General features: G+C 68.9%; 21 protein-coding genes and 1 pseudogene. 12 read left to right on the top strand and 10 right to left on the bottom strand.

What is annotated here, in order from left to right; genetic code table 11:
• The first annotated feature begins 112 nt into the window (after positions 1–112).
• A complete protein-coding gene (mprF, locus tag BCR55_RS25745) occupies positions 113–2707 on the top strand; it encodes a bifunctional lysylphosphatidylglycerol flippase/synthetase MprF (protein ID WP_065496474.1) in 2595 nt (864 codons plus the stop codon).
• On the top strand, positions 2704–3984 hold the full coding sequence (locus BCR55_RS25750) for a virulence factor family protein (protein WP_006403451.1): 1281 nt from the start codon (positions 2704–2706) through the stop codon (positions 3982–3984). The genes mprF and BCR55_RS25750 overlap by 4 nt, the downstream gene beginning before the upstream one ends.
• 113 nt (positions 3985–4097) lie before the next feature.
• Here the strand turns inward: BCR55_RS25750 and BCR55_RS25755 are convergent, their stop codons facing one another.
• The 3 genes from BCR55_RS25755 to uxuA form a co-directional block, all read right to left on the bottom strand.
• Positions 4098–5564: a PLP-dependent aminotransferase family protein gene (locus BCR55_RS25755; protein ID WP_065496476.1), complete on the bottom strand. Its 1467-nt coding sequence runs from the start codon at positions 5562–5564 to the stop codon at positions 4098–4100.
• A 151-nt stretch (positions 5565–5715) separates the two neighbouring features.
• Positions 5716–7026 (bottom strand): MFS transporter, encoded by a 1311-nt coding sequence (locus tag BCR55_RS25760; protein ID WP_006403454.1) that lies wholly within the window; start codon positions 7024–7026, stop codon positions 5716–5718.
• A 75-nt stretch (positions 7027–7101) separates the two neighbouring features.
• Entirely contained in the window at positions 7102–8160 is a 1059-nt protein-coding gene (gene uxuA, locus BCR55_RS25765) for a mannonate dehydratase (protein WP_175403847.1), read from the bottom strand.
• Between the two features lie 273 nt (positions 8161–8433).
• On the opposite strand from uxuA, the gene BCR55_RS25770 reads away from it, so the two are divergent.
• From BCR55_RS25770 to BCR55_RS25780, 3 genes are all read left to right on the top strand, one after another.
• Positions 8434–9156 (top strand): FadR/GntR family transcriptional regulator, encoded by a 723-nt coding sequence (locus tag BCR55_RS25770; protein ID WP_065496479.1) that lies wholly within the window; start codon positions 8434–8436, stop codon positions 9154–9156.
• Positions 9157–9492: 336 nt separating this feature from the next.
• The gene (locus BCR55_RS25775; protein ID WP_065496480.1) at positions 9493–10617 is read left to right on the top strand and encodes a PotD/PotF family extracellular solute-binding protein; all 1125 of its coding nucleotides are present in this window, start codon (positions 9493–9495) and stop codon (positions 10615–10617) included.
• Positions 10614–12563, top strand: a complete 1950-nt coding sequence (locus BCR55_RS25780; RefSeq protein ID WP_065496482.1) for a diguanylate cyclase domain-containing protein — start codon at positions 10614–10616, stop codon at positions 12561–12563. The genes BCR55_RS25775 and BCR55_RS25780 overlap by 4 nt, the downstream gene beginning before the upstream one ends.
• Positions 12564–12737: 174 nt before the next feature.
• On the opposite strand, the gene BCR55_RS25785 is transcribed toward BCR55_RS25780, so the two are convergent.
• From BCR55_RS25785 to BCR55_RS25800, 4 genes are all read right to left on the bottom strand, one after another.
• The gene (locus tag BCR55_RS25785; RefSeq protein WP_006412370.1) at positions 12738–13040 is read right to left on the bottom strand and encodes a DUF4148 domain-containing protein; all 303 of its coding nucleotides are present in this window, start codon (positions 13038–13040) and stop codon (positions 12738–12740) included.
• 278 nt (positions 13041–13318) lie between these two features.
• On the bottom strand, positions 13319–13579 hold the full coding sequence (locus BCR55_RS25790) for a hypothetical protein (RefSeq protein WP_006396970.1): 261 nt from the start codon (positions 13577–13579) through the stop codon (positions 13319–13321).
• A 116-nt stretch (positions 13580–13695) separates the two neighbouring features.
• Positions 13696–15384: a metallophosphoesterase family protein gene (locus BCR55_RS25795; protein WP_065496483.1), complete on the bottom strand. Its 1689-nt coding sequence runs from the start codon at positions 15382–15384 to the stop codon at positions 13696–13698.
• A 154-nt stretch (positions 15385–15538) separates the two neighbouring features.
• On the bottom strand, positions 15539–16732 hold the full coding sequence (locus tag BCR55_RS25800) for a tyrosine-type recombinase/integrase (RefSeq protein ID WP_223855035.1): 1194 nt from the start codon (positions 16730–16732) through the stop codon (positions 15539–15541).
• A gap of 309 nt (positions 16733–17041) precedes the next feature.
• Here BCR55_RS25800 and BCR55_RS25805 point away from each other — a divergent pair, with 309 nt between their 5' ends.
• Complete coding sequence (locus BCR55_RS25805) at positions 17042–17419, top strand: DUF4377 domain-containing protein (protein ID WP_053298508.1); 378 nt, start codon at positions 17042–17044, stop codon at positions 17417–17419.
• A 25-nt stretch (positions 17420–17444) separates the two neighbouring features.
• Here BCR55_RS25805 and BCR55_RS25810 read toward each other — a convergent pair whose 3' ends face one another.
• Positions 17445–18833: a DHA2 family efflux MFS transporter permease subunit gene (locus BCR55_RS25810; protein WP_006403465.1), complete on the bottom strand. Its 1389-nt coding sequence runs from the start codon at positions 18831–18833 to the stop codon at positions 17445–17447.
• 240 nt (positions 18834–19073) lie between these two features.
• On the opposite strand from BCR55_RS25810, the gene BCR55_RS25815 reads away from it, so the two are divergent.
• The 3 genes from BCR55_RS25815 (at position 19074) to infA (ending at position 20793) form a co-directional block, all read left to right on the top strand.
• Complete coding sequence (locus BCR55_RS25815; RefSeq protein ID WP_053298510.1) at positions 19074–19910, top strand: FkbM family methyltransferase; 837 nt, start codon at positions 19074–19076, stop codon at positions 19908–19910.
• Between the two features lie 309 nt (positions 19911–20219).
• Entirely contained in the window at positions 20220–20423 is a 204-nt protein-coding gene (locus BCR55_RS25820; RefSeq protein WP_006396978.1) for a cold-shock protein, read from the top strand.
• A gap of 103 nt (positions 20424–20526) precedes the next feature.
• Positions 20527–20793: a translation initiation factor IF-1 gene (gene infA / locus BCR55_RS25825; protein WP_006396979.1), complete on the top strand. Its 267-nt coding sequence runs from the start codon at positions 20527–20529 to the stop codon at positions 20791–20793.
• Positions 20794–20921: 128 nt separating this feature from the next.
• Here the strand turns inward: infA and BCR55_RS25830 are convergent, their stop codons facing one another.
• Entirely contained in the window at positions 20922–22346 is a 1425-nt protein-coding gene (locus BCR55_RS25830) for an MFS transporter (RefSeq protein WP_065496487.1), read from the bottom strand.
• A gap of 225 nt (positions 22347–22571) precedes the next feature.
• On the opposite strand from BCR55_RS25830, the gene BCR55_RS25835 reads away from it, so the two are divergent.
• From BCR55_RS25835 to BCR55_RS25845, 3 genes are read left to right on the top strand one after another with little or no spacing between them, the layout of a single operon-like run.
• The gene (locus BCR55_RS25835) at positions 22572–23216 is read left to right on the top strand and encodes a DUF1326 domain-containing protein (protein ID WP_006408462.1); all 645 of its coding nucleotides are present in this window, start codon (positions 22572–22574) and stop codon (positions 23214–23216) included.
• Positions 23213–24004 (top strand): DUF2182 domain-containing protein, encoded by a 792-nt coding sequence (locus BCR55_RS25840; protein ID WP_065496492.1) that lies wholly within the window; start codon positions 23213–23215, stop codon positions 24002–24004. The genes BCR55_RS25835 and BCR55_RS25840 overlap by 4 nt, the downstream gene beginning before the upstream one ends.
• 32 nt (positions 24005–24036) lie before the next feature.
• On the top strand, positions 24037–24381 hold the full coding sequence (locus tag BCR55_RS25845) for a copper-binding protein (protein ID WP_006403472.1): 345 nt from the start codon (positions 24037–24039) through the stop codon (positions 24379–24381).
• A gap of 73 nt (positions 24382–24454) precedes the next feature.
• Here BCR55_RS25845 and BCR55_RS32795 read toward each other — a convergent pair.
• Positions 24455–24607 (bottom strand): annotated as a pseudogene (locus tag BCR55_RS32795) (3-hydroxybutyrate oligomer hydrolase family protein); the annotation flags it as partial.
• Positions 24608–24638: the final 31 nt, after the last annotated feature.

Here is a 24638-nt window from a genome sequence, read left to right on the forward strand (position 1 = left end):
TGATTCAGGCGCCGCTCGCGTGGCTCCGCAGTTGGCCGCCCAAGCAGAACAACCCGATTCGTCGCCGCCTCGCATCCGCGCCGCGACCGCTATGCATCACCGCGAATAATCTATGTCCTCCCGCCACCCTGGTTCGCCCGGCCGTGCCGCGTCGGCGATCGGCCGTGTCGCGGCGCTGATCCGCAACGAGCGCGTGCTGTCGCCGCTGCTCGCGCTCGGCATCGGCGTGCTGCTGATCCTGGTTTTCCAGCACCTGTCGCAATCCGTCGATTACCGGTCGGTGATCCGCGAGCTGCGCCGCATGTCCGCCGGCGAATGGGGCGCGTCGCTCGCCGCGACCGCGCTCAGCTACGTCGCGCTCGTCGCGCGCGACGCGGTCGGCCTGCGCTACGTCGCGGCGAAGGTGCCGCGTGCGGCGCTGTGGATCGGCGCGATCGCCGGCTCCGCGCTCGGCAACGCGACCGGCTTCGGCGCGCTGACGGGCGGCGCGGTGCGCGCGCGCGTGTACGGCGTGTCGGGCGTGACGCCCGCGCAGATCGGCCGCATGACGGTGTTCACGAGCGCCACGCTCGCGCTCGCGCTGATATGGATGACGGCGATCGGCATGGTGTGCGTGCCCGGCACGCTCGGCGCGATGCTGCACGTCGCGCCCGGTGCGATGACGGCGATCGGTATCGTGCTGCTCGTCGTGCTGGCCGCGATGACGATGATGTGCGGCGCCGCCGCGCGGCCGGTCGTGACGCGCTTCAAGTGGCTCGCGTTCGACGTGCCCGCGCGGCGCGACTTCGTGGCGCAGATCGTATCCGCGGTGTTCGACGTGATCGCCGCGGGCCTCACGCTCTGGGTGCTGCTGCCGGCCGCGCCGGTCGGCTTCCCGACGTTCATCACCGTCTACGCGGCCGCGCTGCTGCTCGGGATGATCGGTCATACGCCGGGCGGGATCGGCGTGTTCGAAGCGGCGATGGTGTTCACGCTCGGCAGCGCCGTGCCCGCGCATGCGATGCTGGCCGCGCTGATCGCCTATCGCGCGATCTACTTCGGCGTGCCGCTCGTGCTGTCCGCGGGGCTGCTCGCCGCGTTCGAGGGCCGCGCGCTGCGGCGCCGGCTCGTGTCGCGGCAGGCCGCGCGCGTGTCGCAGCTCGCGCCGCTGTTCCTGAGCCTCGTCACGTTCGCGGTCGGCAGCATGCTGGTGATCTCGAGCGCGACGCCCGCGTTCTGGCATCGCATCGCGATCCTGCGCAACGTCATCCCGCTCTGGGTGCTCGAAGGCTCGCAGGTGATCTGCAGCGTGCTCGGCGTCGCGCTGCTGTTCGTCGCGCGCGGGCTGCTGCGCCGGCTCGACGGCGCGTGGTGGATGACCTTCGTGCTGACGCTCGCAAGCCTCGCGCTGTCGCTCGCGAAGGGACTCGCATTCGTCGAGGCGGGCGTGCTCGGCACGCTGCTGGTCCTGCTGCTCGTGAGCCGGCGCCGCTTCAACCGTCATTCGTCGCTGCTCGCCGAGCGCTTCACGCTGAGCTGGTTCGTGTCCGTGACGATGGTGCTGATCCTCGCGGTGTGGGTGCTGTGCTTCGCGTTCCGCGACGTGCCTTACACGCGCGAGCTGTGGTCCCATTTCTCGTTCGATGCGCGCGCGCCGCGGGCGCTGCGCGCGACGCTCGCGGCCGGCGTGTTCGTCGCGATGTTCGCGCTGTGGCAGCTGCTGCGTCCGGCGCCCGGCCGCTTCACCAAGCCCACGCCGCAGGATCTGCTCGACGCCGAGCGAATCGTCCGCGCGCAGGAGTGCAGCGATGCCGGTCTCGCGTTGATGGGCGACAAGTCGTTCCTGTTCTCGGACTCGCGGCGCGCGTTCCTGATGTATGCGAAGTACGGCCGCACGTGGGCCGCGCTCTACGATCCGGTCGGCCCGCGCGACGAGTGGCCGGCGCTGATCGGCAAGTTCATCGCACTTGCGCACCGTCACGGCGGGCGCGCGGCGTTCTATCAGGTGCGCGCGAACGCGCTGCCGCTGTATCTCGATGCCGGGCTCACGCTGATGAAGCTCGGCGAGGAAGCGCATATCGCGCTCGACGAGTTCGATCTGAAGGGCTCGCATCGCTCGCATCTGCGCTATGCGCTGCGCCGCGGCGACAAGGACGCGCTGTCGGTCGAGGTGATCGCACCGGCCGACGTGCCGGCCGCGCTGCCGGTGCTGCGCGAGATCTCGAACGTGTGGCTCGACACGCGCGACGCGCGCGAGAAGAGCTTTTCGGTCGCCGCGTTCCACGACGGCTATCTCGCGACGCAATCGGTGATGCTCGTGCGCCAGGCCGACAAGCCGATCGCGTTCGTCACGTTCATGACGACCGACCTCAATACCGAGGCGACGGTCGGCGTGATGCGCCATCTGCCGGAGGCGTCGCCGTACGCGATGGAGTATCTGTTTACGCAGCTCGCGCTGCATCTGAAGGAAGCGGGTTTCCGCAAGCTGAGCCTCGGCATCGCGCCGTTCTCGGGGATGGGGGCGGCGAAGATGCCGTCGCCGTGGCACCGGGTCGGGCTGATGGTGTGGCGCTTCGGCGGACGCTTCTACAACTTCCGCGGCTTGCGTGCGTTCAAGAGCAAGTTCGAACCGCACTGGGAACCGCGCTATCTCGCGGCGTCCGGTTCGGTCGGCGTGTTCGTCACGCTCGCGGATCTGTCATTGCTGGCTGGAGGTCGGCGCTCATGATGTCGAAGAAGGGAATCGCGCGGGCCGCAATCGCCTGCGCGGGATGGATGCTGGCCGGCGCCGCGCTCGCCGCGCAGCCGGTCGCGACGAAGACCGAAACGGTGCCGGGCGGCCGCTACGGGCCCGTCACGGTGACGAAGCCGAACGGCCCGCTGCGCGGCTTCGTCGTGCTGTTCTCGCGCGAGGCCGGCTGGACGGCCGCCGATCAGCAGGCCGCCGACGCGCTCGCGAAAGCCGGCGCGATGACGGTCGGCGTCGATGCGGAGCGCTATGCGAAGACGCTCGCCGCGAAGGCCGAGACTTGCCACCATCTCGACGGCGACGCCGAGGCGGTCAGCCATCAGCTCGAACGGCTCGCGCAGTCGTCGCGCTACTACACGCCGATCGTCGCGGGCGTCGGGCAGGGCGGCGCGATCGCGAAGCAGATTCTCGCGATGGCGCCGGAGAACACGATCGCCGGCGTCGTCGCGGTCGCGCCGGCCGCGAAGCTCGATCCGCGCTTCAAGCCGTGCCCGCCCGATCCGACGATCGTGCGCCGCGCGATGCCGGGCTTCGTCGACATGGTGCCGGCCGGCGATACGGCGAAGCTCGTGTCGCTCGTCGCGGCGCATCTGCACGACGACGGCAGTGCCGACGAGCAGGACGTGTCCGACCTGCCGCTCGTCGAACTGCCGGCCAACGGCGGCAGCGACCGGCTCGCGATCGTGATCTCGGGGGACGGCGGCTGGCGCGATCTCGACAAGACGATCGCCGAAGCGCTGCAGCGCGACGGCGTGTCGGTGGTCGGCATCGACAGCCTGCGCTACTTCTGGAGCGAGAAGCCGCCCGCGCAGACGAGCCGCGATCTCGCGCGCGTGATGCGCACGTACATGAAGCGCTGGCATGCGAGCCGCGTCGCGCTCGTCGGCTACTCGTTCGGCGCGGACGTCATGCCGTTCGCGTACAACCGGCTGCCGGCCGATCTGCGCGACAAGGTGTCGGTGATGTCGCTGCTCGGCTTCGCGCCGGCGGCCGACTTCCAGATCCGCGTCACGGGCTGGCTCGGGATGCCGGCGAGCGAGCATGCGCTGAAGGTCGCGCCGGAAATCGCGAAGGTGCCGCCGCAGATCGTCCAGTGCTTCTACGGCGCGCAAGAGCAGGACACGATGTGCCCGGCACTCGCGAATACCGGCGTCGAGGTGATCCGCACCGGCGGCGATCATCATTTCGGTCGCGACTACATCGCGCTCGAGAAAAAGATCCTGCGCGCGTTCGAGCGGCCGGTCGCCGCGCGCTGAACGCGCCGGCGCGCGCATCGGGACAGTGCCGGCCGGCGCCGGCGAGATCGAACGGGCTGCCTGAGGGCGGCCCGTTTTTTTTCATCTGAACGAATCGGCGGACACGCGGCCGCTCAGCCCTCGCGGCGCACGGCCGCCCCGGCGGCGAGTTCGCCGAGCACGCGGATCGCGCGTTCGATGTCGCCGCTCCATGGATGGCCGAAGTTCACGCGCACGCAGCGCGCGAAATCGCGCGCGGCGGAGAACAGCGGCCCCGGCGCGACGCTGAGGCCGCGCGCGATCGCCTGCCGATGCAGCTCCATCGCGTCGATCGCATCGGGGAACGCGAGCCACAGGAAATAGCCGCCTTCCGGGCGCACCCAGTCGACCCCGGGCGGCAGCCAGCGCCGCAGCGCGTCTTCCATGCGGTCGAGCTGCGCCTGCAACGCGCCGCGCAGCTTGCGCAGATGGCGATCGTAGCCGCCGTATTCGAGGTAGTTCGCGATGCCGGCCTGCACGGGAATGCTGGCGGACAGCGTCGTCATCAGCTTCAGCCGCTGTACCTTCTCGGCGAACCGGCCGGCCGCCGCCCAGCCGATCCGGTAGCCGGGCGCCAGCGTCTTCGAGAACGAACTGCAATGCATCACGAGGCCGTGGCGGTCGAACGCGCGGGCCGGCAGCGGATAGTCGGGACCGAAATGCAGCTCGCCGTAGACGTCGTCCTCGATGAGCGGCACGTCGCGCGCGGCGAGCAGTTCGACGAGCGCGCGCTTTTTCTCGATCGACAACGTGACGCCGGTCGGATTCTGGAAATTTGTCATGAACCAGCATGCGCGTACGTCGTGGCGATCGAGCGCATTCGCGAGCGCATCGAGATCGAGGCCCGTGCGCGGATCGACCGGAATCTCGACCGCGCGCAGGTCGAGCCGCTCGATCGCCTGCAGTGCCGCATAGAAGCCGGGCGATTCGACGGCCACCACGTCGCCCGGCCGCGTGACGGCCATCAGGCACAGATTCAGCGCTTCGAGCGCGCCGTTCGTGACGACCAGCTCGTCGATCGGTTGTGCGATGCCGGTCGCGAGATAGCGCAGCGCGATCTGCCGGCGCAGCGCTTCGTTGCCGGGCGGCAGATCGACGACGGTGCTCCACGGGCTGATGCGCCGCGCGGCCTGCGCGAGCGACTTCGCGACGCGCGGCAGCGGAAACAGCTGCGGCGACGGAAACGCGGAGCCGAGCGGCACGATGCCGGGCTGCGTCGCGGCGTCGAGCACCGAGAACACGAGATCGCTGATGTCGACCTTGCGCGTGGATGCGGCGCCGCCCGACGCGCGCGATTCCGACGAGGCAGGCCCGGGCGCGGCGGCGCCCGGCGCGACGGCGCCCGGCGCAACGGCGCCCGGCGCGACGTAGTACCCCGAACGTTCGCGCGCGCGAATCAGGCCCCACTGTTCGAGCAGGTAGTACGCGCGAAACACGGTGGACTGGCTGACGCCGTGCTGCGCGATGATCTGCCGCAGCGAGGGCAGCCGCGTGCCGGCGGCGAGGTTGCCGTGGCGGATTTCGTCGGCGATCGTATGCGCGAGGGTTTCGTAGCGTTTCATCGGGCTGGGCAGGCGGCGGTGCCGCCGAGCGGGCCCAGGGAAAGGCCGCGCCGGCGAGCGCGAGCCATTGTCCGATGCGTGCGCGGAAAAGGAAAGCGACGCGGCGACGCGCGGCCGGCCCATCCCCGCCGCGCGCCGCCGGCCTCACGCATTACGCCGCGTTCGGCTCCGCGTTGCGCGCGGCTGCGCGATCGCGCGGGACCGGCAGCGGCTCGACCTTGCCGACGATGAACAGGTAGGACAGCGCACCGACCACGCAGAGCGCGCCGGCCACCGCGAGCGGCACGACGAACGAGCCCTTGGTCAGCGACAGCATCACGCCGGTGAACGTCGTGATGAAGATTCCCGCGAGATTGCCCGCGAAGTTCTGGATGCCGCCGAGCGACGCGACGTGCGCGGGCGTCGGCGCGACTTCGCCGACGAGCGTCCACACGTTCGCACCCGCGAACGACAGGCTCGCATAGGCAAGCGCGAATAGCGCGAGGCATACCCACACGTTGTCGACGAACGCGGACAGCGCGATCGACGACGACAGCAGCATCCCGAGCACGAGACAGGTCTTGCGCGCGGCGGTCGCGCTCCAGCCGCGACGGAACAGGCTGTCCGACACGTAGCCGCCGAGCCAGCCGCCCGGAATCGCGAGCAGCGCGGGCAGCATGCCCCAGGTGCCGAGCGACGCGAGCGAGAAGCCGCGCGACTGCAGCAGATAGCTCGGGAACCACGTGATGAAGAAGTAGATCGCGAAGTTCAGGCAGAACAGGCCGATCATCATGCCCCACACGGTGCGGTAGCGGAACAGGTCGAGCCACGACACGGTCGGCAGGTCGGCCGTGTCGGCGACGGCCGGTGCGCCGCGCTGCGCAAGCAGCGCGTCGACCGCATCGGGTGCGATGTGGCGGTAGCGTTCCGGGTCGCGATAGACGAACCACCATGCAGCGGCCCACACGATGCCGATCGCGCCGGTAACCGCGAACGAGCCGCGCCAGCCGACGATCGAGATCAGCCATGCGACGAGCGGCAGCGACAGCGCGGAGCCGACGCGCGAGCCGCTGTCGAAGATGCTGCTCGCGAGGCCGCGTTCGCTGCGCGGGAACCAGTTGAACGCGACCTTCGCGAACGACGGGATCGCGGCCGCTTCGCCGACGCCGAGCATCAGCCGCACGCCGACGAGCTGAGCAAGCCCGCGCGCCGCGCCGGTCGCGACCGTAAACAGCGACCACCAGCCGACCGCGAGCGCGAGGCTCACGCGTACGCCGACCTTGTCGATGAACCAGCCGGCCGGCAGCTGCAGAAACGCGTAAGTCCAGAAGAAGGCGCTGAGCACGAGACCCATGCCGACCGCGTCGAGGCCGAGATCCGCGCGTATGCTGGGCGCCGCGATCGCGAGGTTCGCGCGATCGATGAAGTTGATGACGTTGGCCAGAAAGCACATCAGGATCATGGCCCATCGGATGCGTGGCATGAGGTGTCTCCGCGCGGAATGTCGTGGCGGGCGACCGGCGATCCGCGGCGCCGGCCGCCTCGAAGGCGATGACGGTTACGCCGGCTGCGGCGCGCGGTCGAATTTCGCGAGCGCTTCCCACAGTCCGTTCAGATAGACCGCGCCGAGCGCGCGATCGTAGAGGCCGTAGCCGGGCTTGCCGGTCTCGCCCCAGATCATCCGGCCGTGATCGGGCCGCACGTAGCCGGTGAAGCCCGTGTCGTGATACGCCTTCACGATCGCGGCGATGTCGAGCGATCCGCAGCTCGACAGGTGCGCCGTCTCCTCGAAATTGCCGGCCGCGTCGACCTTCACGTTACGGATGTGCGCGAAGTGGATGCGACCCATCGCGCCGAACTCGCGCACCAGCGCCTCGACGTCGTTCTGCGGGCCCGCGCCGAGCGAGCCCGAGCAGAGCGTGAGGCCGTTCGCGGGCGTGTCGACGATGCGCAGGATCCGCGCGAGATCGTCGCGGTCCTTCACGATGCGCGGCAGCCCGAAGATCGGACGTGGCGGATCGTCGGGGTGGATCGCCATCTTGACGCCTGCTTCTTCGGCGACCGGGATCAAGGCCTTCAGGAAGTATTCGAGATTCGCCCACAGCGCGGCTTCGTCGACGTCGCGATACTCGGCGAGCAGCGCCTGCAGCGCATCGGGCCCGTAGCTCGTGTCCCAGCCCGGCAGCGCGATGCCGGCGCTCGGGTCGATCCGCTCGACCGCCTCGGTGCTGAATGCGAGACACGTCGAGCCGTCGTCGAGCGTCTTCGACAGCTCGGTGCGCGTCCAGTCGAACACCGGCATGAAGTTGTAGCAGACGACGCGCACGCCGGCCGCGCCGAGATGGCGGATCGTCTGACGGTAGTTGTCGATCAGCCGGTCGCGGCTCGGCTTGCCGAGCTTGATGTCCTCGTGGACGGGCACCGACTCGACGACCTCGAAGCGCAGCCCGGCACGCTCGATCGTCGCCTTCAGCGCGTCGATCTTCTGCGCGGGCCACACTTCGCCGACCGGTTCGTCGTAGATCGCGGACACGATATGCGTGACGCCGGGAATCTGACGGATGTACTGCAGCGAGACCGGATCGGACTCGCCGTACCAGCGGAAAGACATCTTCACGGGAGCGGCTCCTGATGGGCGGTGAGGGATGAGCGACGGGCGGCCGCGACCGGCGCGACCTCCGTCGTCGGTGAGCGCATTATGATTGGTATGCCAATCTGGCGGGATAGTGGTTTACCAGTTGTCCGGCCAAATCCGCGATCGCATAGGGCGCCGACGCCGTGGATTCCCACATGATGAGAACCGACGCGAGTAGGGTGGCAGCGAAAATTGGTGTACCATTTTCGCGACCCGGCGCCGCGACGATGCCGGCCCGCCCGTGACGAGCCTTCGATGACCGATCTTTCCAGCCTGCCCACTTCCCGCGATACCGATGCCGCCGATCGTTCCTATATCGGTCTCGCACGGCAGATTCACGCGATGATCGCGTCCGGCGCGCTCGAAGCGGGCGCGCGGCTGCCGTCCGAGCGCAGCCTGGCCGACCAGTTCGGCGTGAGCCGCACGCAGGTGCGCGAGGCGATCATTGCGCTCGAGGTGCAGGGCATCGTCGAGGTGCGCGTCGGCTCGGGGATCTACGTGTCGGCTGCGGATGCCGCGCGGCCCGTCTCGTTCGAGCTGCCGCGCGGACCGGGGCCGATCGAGACGCTGCGCGCGCGCGGGCTGATCGAGGCGGAGGTCGCGGCGCTCGCGGCGACCGAGCGCAAGGACGCGGATCTCGACCGGCTGTTTTTCTCGTTGACGACGATGCGCGAGCAGATGGGCGACAAGGCCGCCTACCACGCGGCCGACCGCCAGTTTCATCTGCGCATTGCCGAATCCACGGGCAATACGGTGCTGCTGCATATGGTCACGGCCATGTGGGACTGTGCGCGCAGCGATCCTCTGTGGGACAAGATCGAGCAGCACTTTCATTCGCCCGCATTGCGCGAGGCGTCGCAGGAAGATCACCAGCGAATCTTCTCGGCGATCATGGCGCGCGATGCGGACGGCGCGCGCGACGCGATGCGTGCACATCTGTCGCGCGTGATCGCGGAATTTACGCAGGCGTGGCGTTAGCGCGGCGTCGACGTCGCTTGGGCGCGGGACGCTGTGCCGCTGTCGGACCTCGCCGCCCTCGACCGGCGGCCGGTCATGCGCCCGCTCCGCCCGTACGATTGAACGATCAGAGGAATGCGTGCGGCCGTCGCCATGCACCGCGCGATGCGTTAGCGCTCGATGCGTGCGCAACGTTCGGAGGCGCTCGCTCGCGCGTGGGTCCGTGGCGGTGTCCGGTGCGGTGTCCGATCCCGACCGTATCGGGCGCCGTGTCGTGCGGCTTGTTCCGATTGCGCGGCCGTGCTTTTTATGGTGTCGTTTGCGCATATCGCATCGACTCGAAAAAAGGACAGTCGAATGCAGCCGAGCGATTCAAGCGGGGATCCATTGATCAGCAGAATCGGCGTGCGTTCGCCTGAACGCGGCGCGGCGCGTCGCGTGTTCGTCAAGCTGGCGCTCGGCTTGCTGTGCCCGCCGATCGTCGCGTTCTCCGCCGAAGCTGCGAACCGCAACGTGCTGCGCGTGCTCGCGTGGCCGGGCTACGCCGATCGCGACGCGGTCGCCGCATTCGAAGCGCAGTTCGGGGCGCGCGTCGAAGTGACGTTCGTCGATTCCGACGAAGCGTTGTGGGCGCGCATGCATAGCGCGTCGCCGCCGCCGTACGACGTGCTCGCGGCGAACACGGCCGAGATCCAGCGTTATGCGCGCGGCAAGCTGCTCGCGCCGATCGACCTGTCGCGCATTCCGAACCGCCGGCGGCAACTGCCGGCGTTTCAGCAACTCGCCGCGATCGGCGGGCTGGCGCAGGGCGATGCGGTCTACGGGATTCCGTTCACGTATTCGTCGATGGGCGTGATCTACGATCGCCGGCAGGTGCCTGCCGCGCCGCGTTCGATGCTCGCATTGTGGGATCGCCGCTATCGCGGCAAGGTGCTCGACTTCAACAGCGCGCAGCACAATTTCTCGTTCACCGCGCTCGCGCTCGGCTATCGCGATCCGTTTCGGCTGACGCCTGCGCAGACGCTCGTCGTCGCGCGCAAGCTGGTCGACCTGCGCCGCAATCTGCTCACGTACTACACGCTTCCTGAAGAAGCGACCGCGCTGTTCGTCGAACATCGCGCGGCGCTGATGTTCGGCAACTACGGCACGCAGCAGGTGCAGCTGCTGCGCCGCGCCGGCGCGGACGTCGGCTATGCGATTCCGGACGAAGGCGCGCTCGCGTGGCTCGACTGCTGGGCCGTCACGCGCGGTGCCGACCGGCCGGACCTCGCGTTCGCGTGGATCAACTACATGCTCGAACCCGCGATCGGCGCGCTGCTCACCGAACGCCAGGGACTCGCGAACACGCTGGCCCCGCCGCTCGGCGCGGACGTCGCCGGACAGCATCTGGTATGGATACAGCCCGTCGAGAACATCGCCCGACGCGAGGCGCTGTGGAGCCGCATCGTATCGGGCGACCGACCGGAACGCTTCCGCACATGATCCGACTCGGGCTCACCTCGAAGCTGTCGATCCTGTTCGCGTGCATCGGCGTGATCGCATCCGGCTCGACCGGCTACTACACGTATCGCGCGAACCGCACGATGCTGGCGCAGGAAGCGCAGCACAGCCTGCTGATGTCGACGCACCTGCTCGCGCAGCGCTTCACGAGCGCGCTCGCGGACGTGGCCGCCGATGCGCTCGTGCTCGCGCAGTTGCCGTCGTCGGTCGGCATCGCGCGCGGCGAGGGGCGCGTCGCGGCGCCGCGCGCTCGGCTCGAGCAGGTGTACCGCAGCTTCATGGCGAATCATCCCGAGTATCTGCAGATTCGTCTGATCGAACGCGGGCATTTCGGGCTCGAGCGGATCCGCGTCGATCGCGATGCGAACGGCATCGTCGTGCTGCCGGAAAGCGCGTTTCAGGAGAAGGGGCAGTTTTCCTACGTGTTCGATACGCTCGCGACGGCGCCCGGGCATATTTACGTGTCGCCGATCGCGATCAATCACGAAACCGGCTCGCATGCGGCCGAAGGAATGCCGATCCTGCGCGTCGGCACGCCGGTCGTCGATGCGCGCGGGCAGACGGTCGGCGCGCTCGTCGTCGATATCGAACTGTCGCGCGTGTTCGAGCGTCTCGAACGCGATCTGCCCGAAGACTATGCGGTCTATCTCGCGAACGAGTGGGGCGACTTCCTCGTCCATCCCGACCCGTCGCAGACCTTCGGCTTCGACCGCGGCCGGCGCGTGCTGATGCAGGACAGCTTCCCGGCGACGCGCGCGCTGTTCGACGGTGCGCGCACCAACGTGTCGCTCAGCGATCTCGCGCAGCGCGACGCGTCGGCGGGCCGTATGCACGCGTTCGTGCGCACGCCGTTCGGCAGCGACGAAGGCAATCGCTTCGTGGTGCTCGGCCTCGCGCGGCCGCTGACCGACGTACTGACGCCGGCCAACCGGCTCGGCGATCGCATCGTGCGGATGGTGCTCGTCTCGAGCGTGTTCGCCGGCATCCTCGCGATCCTGTTCGCGCGCGCGATCACGCGGCCGCTGCAGGCGCTGGCGCGCGCGGCGACGCATGTATTCGACGAGCCGGCTGCCGAGCGGTTGCCGGTCGCGCGCACGGACGAAATCGGCGTGCTCGCGCGCTGCTTCGATGCGATGCGCGACGAGATCCGCACGCAGGTCGCGATGCTGCGCGCGAAGCAGCGGGAGCTCGCGCATCTGGCCGGTCACGATCCGCTGACCGGGCTGCCGAACCGCATGCTGTTCATGGAGCGCCTCGATGCGGCGATCCGCCATGCGGCCGCGGTCGATGCGGCGTTCGCGGTGATGTTCGTCGATCTGAACCGCTTCAAGCAGATCAACGATCAGCACGGGCACTCGGTCGGCGACCGGATGCTCGCGCTGGTCGCGAAGCGCTTGAGCCAGGTGCTGCGCAGCGGCGACATGGTCGCGCGGCTCGGCGGCGACGAATTCGTCGTGCTGATTTCGGACCTGCGCTCGCCCGCCGTGATCGCCGACGTCGCGTCGCGCATCCAGCGCGTGATGGCCGCCGAGCTCGAGCTCGGCGAGCGCCGCATGGCGGTGGGCGCGAGCATCGGCGTCAGCGAATACCCGGCGGACGGCGCCTCGGCCGAGGAACTGCTGATGAAGGCCGATGCGGCGATGTATGCGGCGAAGGCGAGCGGGCAGAGCGCATGCGTGCGCTATCGCGAACTGCTCGGTGCGATTCAGCCGGCCGAGGCGAGTGCAACGGCCGGCGCGAGCGCTCCGGCCGACGCGAGCGCAGCACACGATGCGAGTGCGGCAGACGACGCGATTGCACAGGACGACGGTGCGGCCGCCGGCGCACCGGACGTGCCGACGACGCGAGGCGGTGCGAGCGTCGCGCGGATCGGCGCGACGCTCACGCGCCTCGACGACGTGCGCAGTGCGCGGCGCGACGGAAACTGACGGGATGGCGCCGTAACGGCAACGGACGATGCGACGCTGGCCGGCGAGCGCTACGCTGACGGCGCTCGCTCCGCGCCGGTGCTGCGCGACCGTGCGCCGGACAAACGACGAGCCCGTCGCAGGGACGGGCTCGTTGCATCTGCGGCGCCGCGTGCGCGGCGCGCGAGGCGCGGCTTAGTGGCCGAAGTAGACCGAGTCGCGCGGGTTCTGCACCTTCGCGGCCGGCGCGCCGCCCTGGACGACCGGCGCCGGCTGGACGCCGTAGCCGCTGTTGTCGGCCTGGGCGTTCACGCGCGCTTGCGCGGCGAGGATGTCGGCCGGGTAGTGCGGGCTGGCCTGGCTCGGCTTGTAGCCGGCTTGTTCGAGCTGCACGAGTTCGTTGCGGACCTGCGCACGCGTCACGGTGCTTTGCGCGAAAGCGCCGAACGAAGCGGACAGGGCGGTGGCGGCAGCGACTGCATAAACGAGCGATTTCATGATGACCTCCGATGTTGTATTGGCTTTCCGCGTTCGACACCATGTCGTCAGCGGTTGATTACATCGTAGGCGTCGGGTGACTTAGGGTAAACGTGGATTTGGACGAAAGATCCTTGTCTGCAACGCAACAATTTCGGGATAAATGGGATCCGTCCCCATGACGTATTGCAGAGTGTGCAAGGGCGTGGCGCGCGGGCGGGCCCGCGGGTGAGACCTCGCGTGAGGTCGATGAACGGGTTGGGCCGCAGCCCGGATGAGGGCCAGCCGGCCGCAACGGGTCAGACGCTGTCCGCGTCGTCGATTTCCTTGCGCTCGCGGCGTTCTTCGTTGCCGCGCCGTGCGCGCAGGCGCTGGCGCGACAGCACGGCGATCACCTGCTGGGTCGGCGCGCCGGACGGAATTTCGTTGCGGATGCGATCGGGCACCATCGGCAGCCCTGCGCGCTGCCGGCGCAGCGCCTTCGCGATTGCACGCCGGCATTCGTCGCCGTGGCAATCCCATTCATCGCGGATTCGGTGGCAGTAGCGGCATTGTTCCATCGAGACAGTCTAACGCGTGTCGGCGCAACGCTGCCGACACCGCCGCGTGCCGCGCCGACTGGCCGGCCGCCGGCCGCGCGCGAGGCGCGGCAGGCGGCGCGGCGAGCGGGCGCGCGTCAGCGATCGCGCCGCTTCTTCGTCAGCTGGATCGTCTCGAACAGTTCGTATTGCGCGGTCGGGTGCTGATCGGCGCCGGGCGCGTGGTAGTAGCGCATCGTGATCGTCGTGTGTCCGCCCGGCTCGCCGGGATCGTGATCGAACACCGCGATGCCGTAGCCTGTGCCCGTGTCGCGCCGCGCGGACCAGATCGCGTCCTCGAGCGCATCGGCCGCCGCGCGCACGAACGTGTTCGGCGCCGTGCCCGGCACCGGTCGATTCGGCTTCGTGAAGACCTTCGCCTGCGCATAGCCGGTCGCCGGGTTTTCGCCGTACACGTCGAGCGGCGCGCTCGTGCCGCCGCCGCCGAGAATCAGGTGAATCGTCCCGTGGCTCGTGTCGAACTGGCTGCGATCCGGATCGGTCGGCCCGACCGGCCGCGGCTGCAGCGTGTCGACCACTTCGCCCGTCTTCGCATCGACGCCCGCGCGGTGATTGCAGCCGCGTACCGGGAAGCTGCGCTCGTAGTCGTGATCGTGACCGCACAGCACGAGATCGACGCCGTAGCGGTCGAACAGCGGCAGCCAGGCTTCGCGGATGCCCTTGTCCGACCCGTTGCCCGTCTTCGACGAACTCAGCGCGTCCTGGTGCATCTGCACGACGATCCAGTCGATCCCGTCGTCGTGCGACGCGTGACGCAGCGTGCGCTCGAGCCAGCGCGTCTGCTCGCCCTGGCTGTAGCCGCGCACGTAGAACGACGTGCCGGGCGCGATCGGCGGGCGGCCGGTGCTCGCGGCCGGCACGAGCGGATCCGGCCCGGCGACGAACGCGGCCGCGTCCTGATAGACGACGTCGTCCGCGTCGAGCGAGATGAACAGCACCGAGCTCACGCGGAAGCTGTACCAGCGCCCCGGAAAGCGCGTGCCGTTGTCGGGCAGCGTATAGCGCGCGAGATACGAGTCGAGCCCCTGCGGGCCGTTGTTGAACTCGATCTCGTGATTGCCGGGGCAGGGCATCCACGGACGATTCGCGGCCGACGTCTGGTTGTTGTTGCCGAAGTCGCGCCCTACGTCGGGCTGATGGGCCGGGTTCAGGTTCGCATAGCAAAGATCGCCGTTCAGCAGATGGAACAGCGGCTGGAACTGCTCGACCGCCTGCACCGCGAAGCGGCTCTGCGGCGACGACAGCACCCAGGCGCCGTTCGGCGTCGCGAGATCGCCGTAGCTCGTGAAGCGGAACGGCGCGCGTCCGCGCGGCGCGGTCGTAAACGCCGCGGCGAACGGCTGCGCGGCGTTGCTGTCGTTGTCGGCCGTGACTTCGTAGCGATAGCGCGTGTTCGGCTTCAGCCCGTGCACGCGTGCGTGGTACGTGAATACGGTGTCGCCGTTCAGCCCGTCCGTATACAGGCGCTGCACGCCGTGCACGGTGCGCGGCGGCTCGCCGTCGGCGACGATGCGTGCGCGCGGATTGACCGCCGGTGCGAGCGATGCCCACGAGATCACGACTTCCGACGTCGGGTCGCTGCCCCACGTCAGGTGGATCTGTTCGGGCGTGCCGTCCGGATTCGCGGCGGCGGCCTTGCCGGCGGCCGCGAGTCCGCCTGCGGCGGTCGCGAAGCCGGACACGCCGGCGAGTTTCAGAAAGCCGCGGCGCGACACGGAGGCGGCCGGCTCGTTCGGCGGAAGCGAGGAAGGGTCGTGGTTCGACATGATCGTTCTGGGTTGGGCACGAGGATGCGCAAGCACGCGGCCGCGCAAGCGTGCGCGCGGCCGGAGCACGAGCCGGAAACGAGCGGGATCCCGGTGACGCGCATTGTCGGCGCACAGTTTTGCCGCGATGTGACAGCCTCGCGGCACGCGCCGTCTACCAGTCGATGCGGTGCTTTTCCTCGGTTTCGCGATGTCGCCAGTCGTCGTCCGCGTGCAGGTATTGGCTCGTCGTCGTCAGCGACACGTGGCCGAGGTTGTCGCGCACGAGCCGCAGGTCGACGCGTCCGTCCGCCATGTGCGAGCCGGCGCTGTGACGCAGCCAGTGAGCCGACGCCTGTTCGAGCACGCGCGCTTGTTCGGCGCCGGCGTCGCCTTGCGTGCGCAGGCGGTCGGCCGCGTGGCGGAACCCCTGCTTGACGATCCGGTGCAGCGCCGCGCGCGTGAGCGGCCGGCGCGCCTGGCCGAACGGCAGTACGAGCGGCGTGTCTTCGTCGGCGACGGGCAGCGGTGCGAGACCGTGCGCGCGCCGGTAGCGCGCGAGCTCCGTCATCAGTTCGTCGGTCGCCGGCACGAGCCGGCGGCGGCCGCCTTTGCCCGTCACGTCGAGCCACCAGCGATCGCGTCCGCTCGCATCGCGCCGGCAGAAGAACCGGCCCATCGTCGTCTCGGCGGCTTCGGTGATGCGCAGCCCGCCGAGATACAGCAGCGTGAAGACCCAGCGCGCGCGATCCGCATGGAACGACGCGCGCGCATCGTCGCGCGGCAGCGCGGCGATCGCGTCCTTCACCGCCTGCCAGAGCGGCGGCCCGAGATGGCGTGTGATGCGAGGCGCGGGGCGCCGCTGTCGTTGTCGCGACAGCGCGAGCGGATTGCCGGCCAAATAGCCGGCCTGCACGAGCCACGAGAACATCGCGTTCAGGATCACCATCGCCTGACGCTGGCTCGCCGGCGACAGCGGTCCATAGAACGGGCGCCAGCGCGGGTCGCCGCGCGGATGCTTGCGGCCGCCGTTCGCGCACCAGACGTCGGCGGGCGCGGGCGCGAGCAGAAACTGCCGATACGCGACGAGATCCTCGTGCGTCAGCGACGACAGCGGCTTGCCGCATGCGATCACGGCCCACAGCAGCAGGCGTTCGGCTTCCTTGCGATAGTTCTGGAAGGTCGTCGGCGTATCGACGAAACGCGCGAGCCACGCGCGCACCGCGTCGAGATCGTTCGTCGCCGCGATCTGCGCACGCGCGCCGGTCGCGCGGTTCGCGCCCGTGCGCCCGTCGAGCGCGGCCGGCACGGTCAGCGTGTCGATCGGCAGCGGGCGCAGCGCACGGTCGGGCGGGACGGGTGAAGTCATATGAAGCGATGAGGGCGCGGCGGATGAACCGGCGAACGTCGCGATCGCGATCGCCATCGTCGTCGGATGCACGCGCGGCCGCGTCGATCGGAAAGCGCCGATGGTACACGATGCATGCGCGGCCGGCGATCCGCGATGACGGCTGCGGCGCGTCGTATGGCATCGATGGCGCAGCGAGCGGACCGACGCATGCGCATCGCGTGTCGACGTTGCGCGAAGGACCGCGATGCGGCACGTTCGACGTCGATCGATGAACGATCGGGCGCGGCACTCGTCTAACTGCGCCTTTTGCTTTTGGAGGAACACCCGATGATTCGACACTCCCGCCTGCTGTTCGGCGCGCTCGCGCTTGCCGCCGGCGCGCTGCTGACCGGCTGCCAGACCGGCGCGGCGACGACTGCCGCGGCCGCGCGTGCCGATGAGGACCGACCCGTCACGAAAACCGTCTACGTCGCGCCGCAGACCGTGCGCTGCACCGGCGTCGCGCCGATGGACTGCCTGCAGGTGCGCAGCGACCCGAACGCGCCGTGGACGTTGTGGTATGCCGGTATCGAAGGCTTCGCGTATCAGCCCGGATACACGTACACGCTGCAGATCGACGAATATCGCGTCGCGCAGCCGCCGGCGGACCGCTCGTCGATCCGCTGGGTGCTCAAGCGCGTCATCGAGCGACGGCCCGCGAACTGAACGCGGCCGGGGCGTGCCGCGCGCGTCACGCGGCGGGCCGCGACGTCGCGGGACGCGGCACGGCCGGCGTATCGATGCGCCGAAACACGAGCGACGACAGCAGCGTGACCGCGCCCATGCAGACGAACGCGAGCATGAAGCCGCTCGCGGTCGAGCCGAGGCGCGCGGCGAACAGGTTGATCAGTCCGCCGCCGATCGATACGCCGAGACCCATCGCGAGCATCTGCATCATCGTGAAGAGGCTGTTGCCGCTCGCCGCATCGGCGTGCGACAGCCCCTTGAGCGTCACGCTGTTCATCGCCGCGAACTGCATCGAGTTCGCCGCGCCGAACACGACGAGCAGCGCGATCTCGAGCACGGGCGCCGGCCGCGCGGACACCAGCGCAAAGCCGGCGATCGCGCTGCCGACGATGCCCGTATTCACGACGAGAAACGCCGCGTAGCCGAAACGCCGGACGAGCGGTGCGATCCAGCGCTTCGCGACGACGCCCGCGATCGCGGCAGGCAGCATCATCATCCCCGATTGCAACGGCGTGTAGCCGAGCTGCACCTGCATCAGCAGCGGCAGCATGAACGGCAGCGCGCTCGTGCCGATCCGGCACAGCAGATTGCCGAGCAGCCCCGCACCGAAATTGGGCTCGCGAAACAGCCCGAGGCGGAACAGCGGCTGCGCGCGCCGGCGCGCATGCGGCAGATAGGCGAGCGCGCTGGCAAGCCCGACTACGGCGAGCGCAGCCGCCCACGCACCGCGCTGCGAGGCCATCGGCGGGTCGATCGCGAGCGACAGCGCTACCATCGCGACGGACAGCAGCGCACAGCCGATGAAGTCGAACGGCGGCGGCTGCGTCGCCTGGTCGTGCGGCAGAAAGCGCTGCACGGCGACGAGGCCGATCGCGCCGACCGGCACGTTGACGATGAATACCCAGTGCCACGAGATCGCCTGCGTGAGCCAGCCGCCGAGCGTCGGTCCGACGATCGGCCCGAGCTGCGCCGCGATCGAGACGAACGCGAGCGCCGATACGTATTGTTCGCCCGGCACGCGGCGCAGCACCGCGAGCCGGCCGATCGGCAGCAGCATCGAGCCGCCGACCCCCTGCAACGCGCGCGCCGCGACGAGCTGACCGAGCGTATGCGATGCCGCGCATCCGATCGACGCAAGCACGAACACGAAGATCGCGAGCGAAAACACGCGGCGCGTGCCGAAGCGGTCCGCGAGCCAGCCGGACGCCGGCGTCAGCATCGCCATCGTCAGCGTATAGACGACCACGACCGGCTGCATCGCGAGCGGCGAGGCATGCAGGCCCTGTGCAATCGAGGGCAAGGCGGTATTGACGATCGTCGTATCCAGCGACTGCATGAAGAAGGCAGCAGCGACGATCCAGAGCAGCGCGGTGTGAGAAGCGTCCCGGGACATGGCGAAATTCGGCGTGCGGCGTTCGGCGCAACGCCAGTGCGGCGTGCGACCGGTTTTTCAAGCAGTCGATGGTACCGATTCCGGTGGCGCTCGGGAAGGTGCCGAGCGCAATACGCTCGAGCCGGCGCGGCCGTCATGCGTCGGCGTGCGGCATCGCGCCGCCCGCCACGCCGCGCGCTGTTCATCGGGCAACCGCGCCGCCTATAATCGCGCGGACAATGACAATCATCGGGGGATGCGATGCCACTGTACGCGCAACAACGATGCCGCTACGGCACGATGCTGTTCAACACCAACGACGAATTCGTCGGCCGAAGTCTCGCGTTGTACGGCGAATGGTCGGAGCCCGAGCCGTTTCTGTTCGCACAGATGATCGGCGAAGGCGATACGGTCGTCGAAGCCGGCGCGAACCTCGGCTCGCATACGGTGATGTTGTCGCGTGCGGTGGGCGATAGCGGCACGGTGTTCGCGTTCGAACCGCAACGCCACACGTTCCAGTTGCTGTGCGCGAACCTCGCGCTGAACGAGCGCCTCAACGTGCAGGCGTATCAGTACGCGATCGGCGATGCGGACGGCGTCGTCGAATTTCCGCTCGTCGATCCGCGTGCGCCGAACAACTTCGGTGCGTCGTCGCTGCTTCATCCGGCGCCGCGCGCCGAATCCGTGCCGCTGCGCACGATCGATTCGCTGCGATTGACGCGGCTCGATTTCCTGAAGGCCGACGTCGAGGGCTTCGAGATGAACGTCATCCGCGGTGCGCGCGAGACGCTGCGCGCATTGCGTCCGATCGTCTACGTCGAGTATCTGAGCCATTACGCCGGCGACATGTCGAAGGCGATGCTCGACGTGTTCGCCGCGCTCGATTATCGCGTGTGGTACTTCATCACGCCGCTGTTCAACCGGCTGAATTTCGCCGGCAATCCGGAGAACGTGTTCGACGGCGTATGGTCGTTCGATCTCGTCTGCATTCCGCGCGAACGCGGCGAGATGCACGGGCTCGTCGAGGTGACGCGCGACAGCGAAGGCGTCTGCCGCGATCCCGATGCGTGGCGGCGCGTGCGGTTCGCGCCTGCGTAACATGCTGGCGGCGGCGGCGGCGATCGAAGCGAAGCGATGCGGGCGGGCATCGTCGGTTCCGCCGCCGCGTTTCCGTGCGGCAGGGCGAGGACCGCACCGCGCGCGAGAACCGGCTGCGCGCCAACGCCGCACCCGCAATCCTTGACGCGGCACGCAATACCGGGTAGTGTCCGACATCGAAGTCGTCAAGAAGCTCGATTGCTCATCTTTCTCCGCGTCGCACGCGGCAGTCGTTGGTCTCTCCCTCTTTGATTCTCTTTCGCGCCCGTCGCGGGCGTGCGTTCACTCATTCGCATCAAGGAAGCATGCATGGATACCGGTACGGTCAAGTGGTTCAACGAAACGAAGGGTTTCGGTTTCATCAGTCCCGATAACGGCGGCGACGATCTGTTCGCGCACTTTTCGGAAATTCGCGGTACGGGCTTCAAGACGCTCACCGACAACCAGAAGGTCAGCTACGAAGTGAAGCGCGGCCCGAAAGGTCTGCAGGCGTCGAACATCACGCCGCTGTAAGACCGCGCGCGGGTGTGGCCATGCGGCCCGCCCGCATTGCATGCCGGCGTCGCGCAGGCCGCGTTGCAGCTTGCGATCATTCACGTTGTCTGGAGGAATCGGCTTGGCCAAAGAAGAACTGCTGGAACTGGACGGAATCGTCGACGAAGTGCTGCCCGACAGCAAATACCGCGTGACGCTGGAAAACGGCGCTGTGGTCGGCGCATACGCATCGGGCCGCATGCGCAAGAACCATATTCGCATTCTCGCGGGCGACCGCGTGACGCTGGAACTGTCGGTGTACGACCTGACGAAGGGCCGCATCAACTTCCGCCACAAGGACGATCGCGCGCCTGCGCGCCCGCCGCGCAGCGGGCAGCCGCGCCGCTGAGCGTCCTGTCGCTCGACCGTCGTCCCCGACCTTCGGTCGGCCGCGTCGGTCTGCGCGCACCGTGACCGCAAAGGGACGGGAGCGCGCCGTTTTTTCCCCGTTTCGATCGCGATTCCGCGCGACCCGCATCACGCGAGCTTGCGCTCGCGCCGCACGCCGACGGCCGCTGCCGCTGCGCCGGCGAGCTGAATCGCCGCGCCCGCGAACATCGCGATGCGCAACCCGGCCGGACCGCCGTGCAGCACCGCGAACAGCGTGCCGAGCACCGCGATGCCGAGCGTTGCGCCCGCCATACGCGCGACATTGACGAGCGCGCTGGCCGTGCCCGAGCGCGCGGCATCGACCGCGCCGACCGCGACCGTCATCAACGGCCCGGTCGCAATCCCCATCCCGAGTCCTGTCAGGCCCAGGCCGATCTCGGTGCCGATCAATGCCGGCGACGCCGCCGATGCGCCGATCACGCCGAGCCCCGCTGCAATCACCGCTACGCCGCCGGCCGTCGTCGCGCGCTGTCCGAGCTGCTCGGACAGCCGGCCCGAGCACGGCGATACCGCGACGAACACGAGCGCCATCGGCAGCAGCGCGAGGCCCGCGCCCGTCGCGTCGAGTCGCCCGACGCTCTGCCAGGTGAGCGGCAGCAGAAACAGCACGCCGTACATGCCGAACGTCATGCCGGTCGTCGCCGCGATTGCGCCGCGAAACGCGCGCAGCCGGAACAGATCGAGCGGCACGAGCGCGGCCGCGCCGTGCCGGCGCTCGATCGCGACGAAGACGCGAAACGCGACGAGCGCGACGGCGAAGCCGATCGCGGCGATGGCCGGCGTATCGCGAAGCACGATGGCCGCATAGGCGAGCCCGCCGAGCGCGAGCGCACCGGCGGCCTGCGCGCCTGCGTCGACGTGCCGGCCGCGCCGGTCCGACGATTCGGGCACGGCAGGTATCGCGAACAGCATCGCGGCGACACTGAGCGGCACGACGACGAAGAAGATGCTGCGCCAGCCGAAGTGCCGGATCAGGACGCCGCCGACGGTCGGACCGATCGCCATCGCGATGCCGTTGCACGCGGCCCATATGCCAAGCGCGCGGCCGCGTTCGACCGGATCGCGCCATACCACGCGTACGATCGCGAGCGAGGCCGGCAGCAGCAGCGCCGCGCCGACGCCGGCGAGCGCCCGCGCGCCGATCAGCACGCCGACCGTCGGCGCGAATGCGCAGAGCAGCGACGCGACCGTGAACAGCGCGGTGCCCGCGATGAAGATCCGGCGGCGCCCGTAGAGATCGGCGAGCAATCCGCCGGTCAGCAGCAGCACCGCGTACGTGAGGTTGTAGCTGTCGACGACCCATTGCAGCGCGCCGACACCTGCGTGGAAATAGTCGGCGATCGCGCGCGTCGCGAGATTCACGACGGCGGTGTCGATCTGTGCGACGAGCACCGCGATACAGAGGGTCAGTAGCGTGAAGCCGGGATGCGTGGCGCGCGTCGGCGCGGGCGAAGAAGGATGTCCGTCGTTCGGCACGATGAAGCGCTCCGCGAACTGGAATGGATTCAGCATAGCGCGGTGCTCCTGACACCGTCGTGTCAGGAGCAGGGCACGGACGCGGCGCATCGCGCGCGCTGCGCAAGGTCGCACGCGACGCGTGTCGCGCTCGCGTACCGGCAACAGGATTTCGTCGGACAGACGCGGCATGCGAGCGCGGCCGATGCGCCCTTGCTTTCCCGGTGCCGTGCACTAGATTTCGAAGCGTGACACGTGTCACCGCGCGCGCGAGGTGGAGCCATGACGCCTTGGGAAATTCAGGGAACCGAATTGATCAACTGCAATTGCTCATACGGTTGCCCTTGTCAGTTCAACGCACCGCCGACGCACGGCGGCTGCGAAGCGATGGGTGCGATTTCGATCGACAGCGGCCACTACGGCGACGTGGTGCTCGACGGCGTGAAGATCGCGGTCGTGTTTCAGTGGCCGGGGCCGATTCACGAAGGCCACGGGCGCTGCCAGCCGATCGTCGATGCGCGCGCCGATCCCGCGCAGCGCGACGCGGTGCTGAAAATCATGACCGGTCAGGACACCGATCCCTTTGCGACGATGTTCGCGGTGTTCGCCTCGACGCTCGAGCATGCGTACGATCCGATCTTCACGACGATCGACTTCGACGTGGACGTCGACGAACGGCGCGGCCGCGTTCATGTCGAGGGCGTGTTCGACCTGACGGGCGAACCGATCCGCAACCCGGTCACCGGCGCCGCGCACCGCGTGCGGATCGATCTGCCGCACGGCTTCGAATACGAGCTGGCGGAAGTCGGCTCGGGCACCGGTCGCTCGCAAGGCAACATCGCGCTGACCCTCGACGGAACCTATGCGCAGTTCGCGCGACTGCACCTGAACAACCACGGATTGATCCGGCATCGCGTCGCGGCATGATCCCGGCAGACCCGCTGCTCGGACGCGAGCGCGCCGTCACGCTGCTTGCGATGGCGGCGGTGGCCGCGCTGTGCTGGTTTTACGTGTGGACGGGCGCGGGCACCGGCATGTCCGCGCTCGAAATGACGACGGTCGCGCTCTTTCCGCATCGGCTGCCGGACGATCCGGGCAGCATGGCGCCGTCGCTGCCGACCGTGATCCTGATGTGGTGGACGATGATGATCGCGATGATGACGCCCGGTGCGGCGCCGCTCGTGCTGCTGTACCGGCGCGTGCTGCGGCATCGCGGCGCGGATGCGCGGACATCGGCGCGCTTGTCCGCGTGTCTGCTGGCCGGCTATCTGGTTGCGTGGCTCGCGTTCTCCGTATTGGCCGCATGGCTTCAGCAGGGACTGCAGCCGGCCGGCCTCATCTCCGGCATGATGCTGTGGTCGAAAAGCGCCGTGCTCTCGGCGCTCGTGCTCGCACTCGCCGGCCTCTATCAGTTCTCGCCGCTCAAGCGCGCGTGTCTGCGCCAGTGCCGCTCCCCGGTCGGCTTTCTGACCGCGCACTGGCGGCCGGGGCTCGCCGGCAGCTTCGTGCTCGGCGTGCGGCACGGGCTCTATTGCGTCGGCTGCTGCTGGCTGCTGATGGCGCTGCTCTTCGTCGGCGGCGTGATGAACGTCGTCTGGATTGCCGCGCTGTCGCTGATCGTCGTCGTCGAGAAGGTCGCGCCGCGCGGCGAACGGTTCGGTCGTGCGCTCGGGATCGTGCTGATCGGATGGGCGATCGCGACGTTGCTGGTTTGAGCGCATCGTGCGGATGCGCGGGGAGACAGTCGATGAAGAGCGGATGCGTTGCGGCGGTCTCGATCGCGATCAGCGCCGCGGTGCCGGTGCCGGCCGCGGCCGACGACATGGCCGATATGAAGGGCGGCCAGCCGACGATGTCGGCGCAGGACGCCGCGCTGACGGATGCCGAAGTCACGCGGATCGATGCCGGCAGCGGGATGGTCACGTTGAAGCACGACGCGTTGCGCAACGTCGGAATGCCGCCGATGACGATGGCGTTCAAGGCCGCCGATCCCGCGATGCTCGGCGGCGTTCATGTCGGCGACCATGTGAAGGTGCGCGTGGAACGCGTGAACGGCACGCTGACGCTCGTGAAGCTCGTGAATGTGCGTTGAGGCGATGGCCTGATCGCCGTCGGCGCGATGCGGGGCCGCGCGCGCGCCACGACGCTACGTAACACCGTCAGCGTGTAGTCGTGAAACTGAAATTGCAGAGACTGTCGGTCACGCGCGAGCGCGTAGACGCATTCGCATACGTGACCGAGGTCGCGGCGATCGCCTGCGAGCCGCACATCGATGCATGCAGCAAATCAAAATCGACGAGATGACCGACTCGAGCCACGCCGCGCAGCGAAGCGTCCCTAAGCGCGCCC

This window comes from Burkholderia sp. CCA53 (assembly GCF_001685525.1).
Lineage (GTDB): Bacteria > Pseudomonadota > Gammaproteobacteria > Burkholderiales > Burkholderiaceae > Burkholderia > Burkholderia multivorans.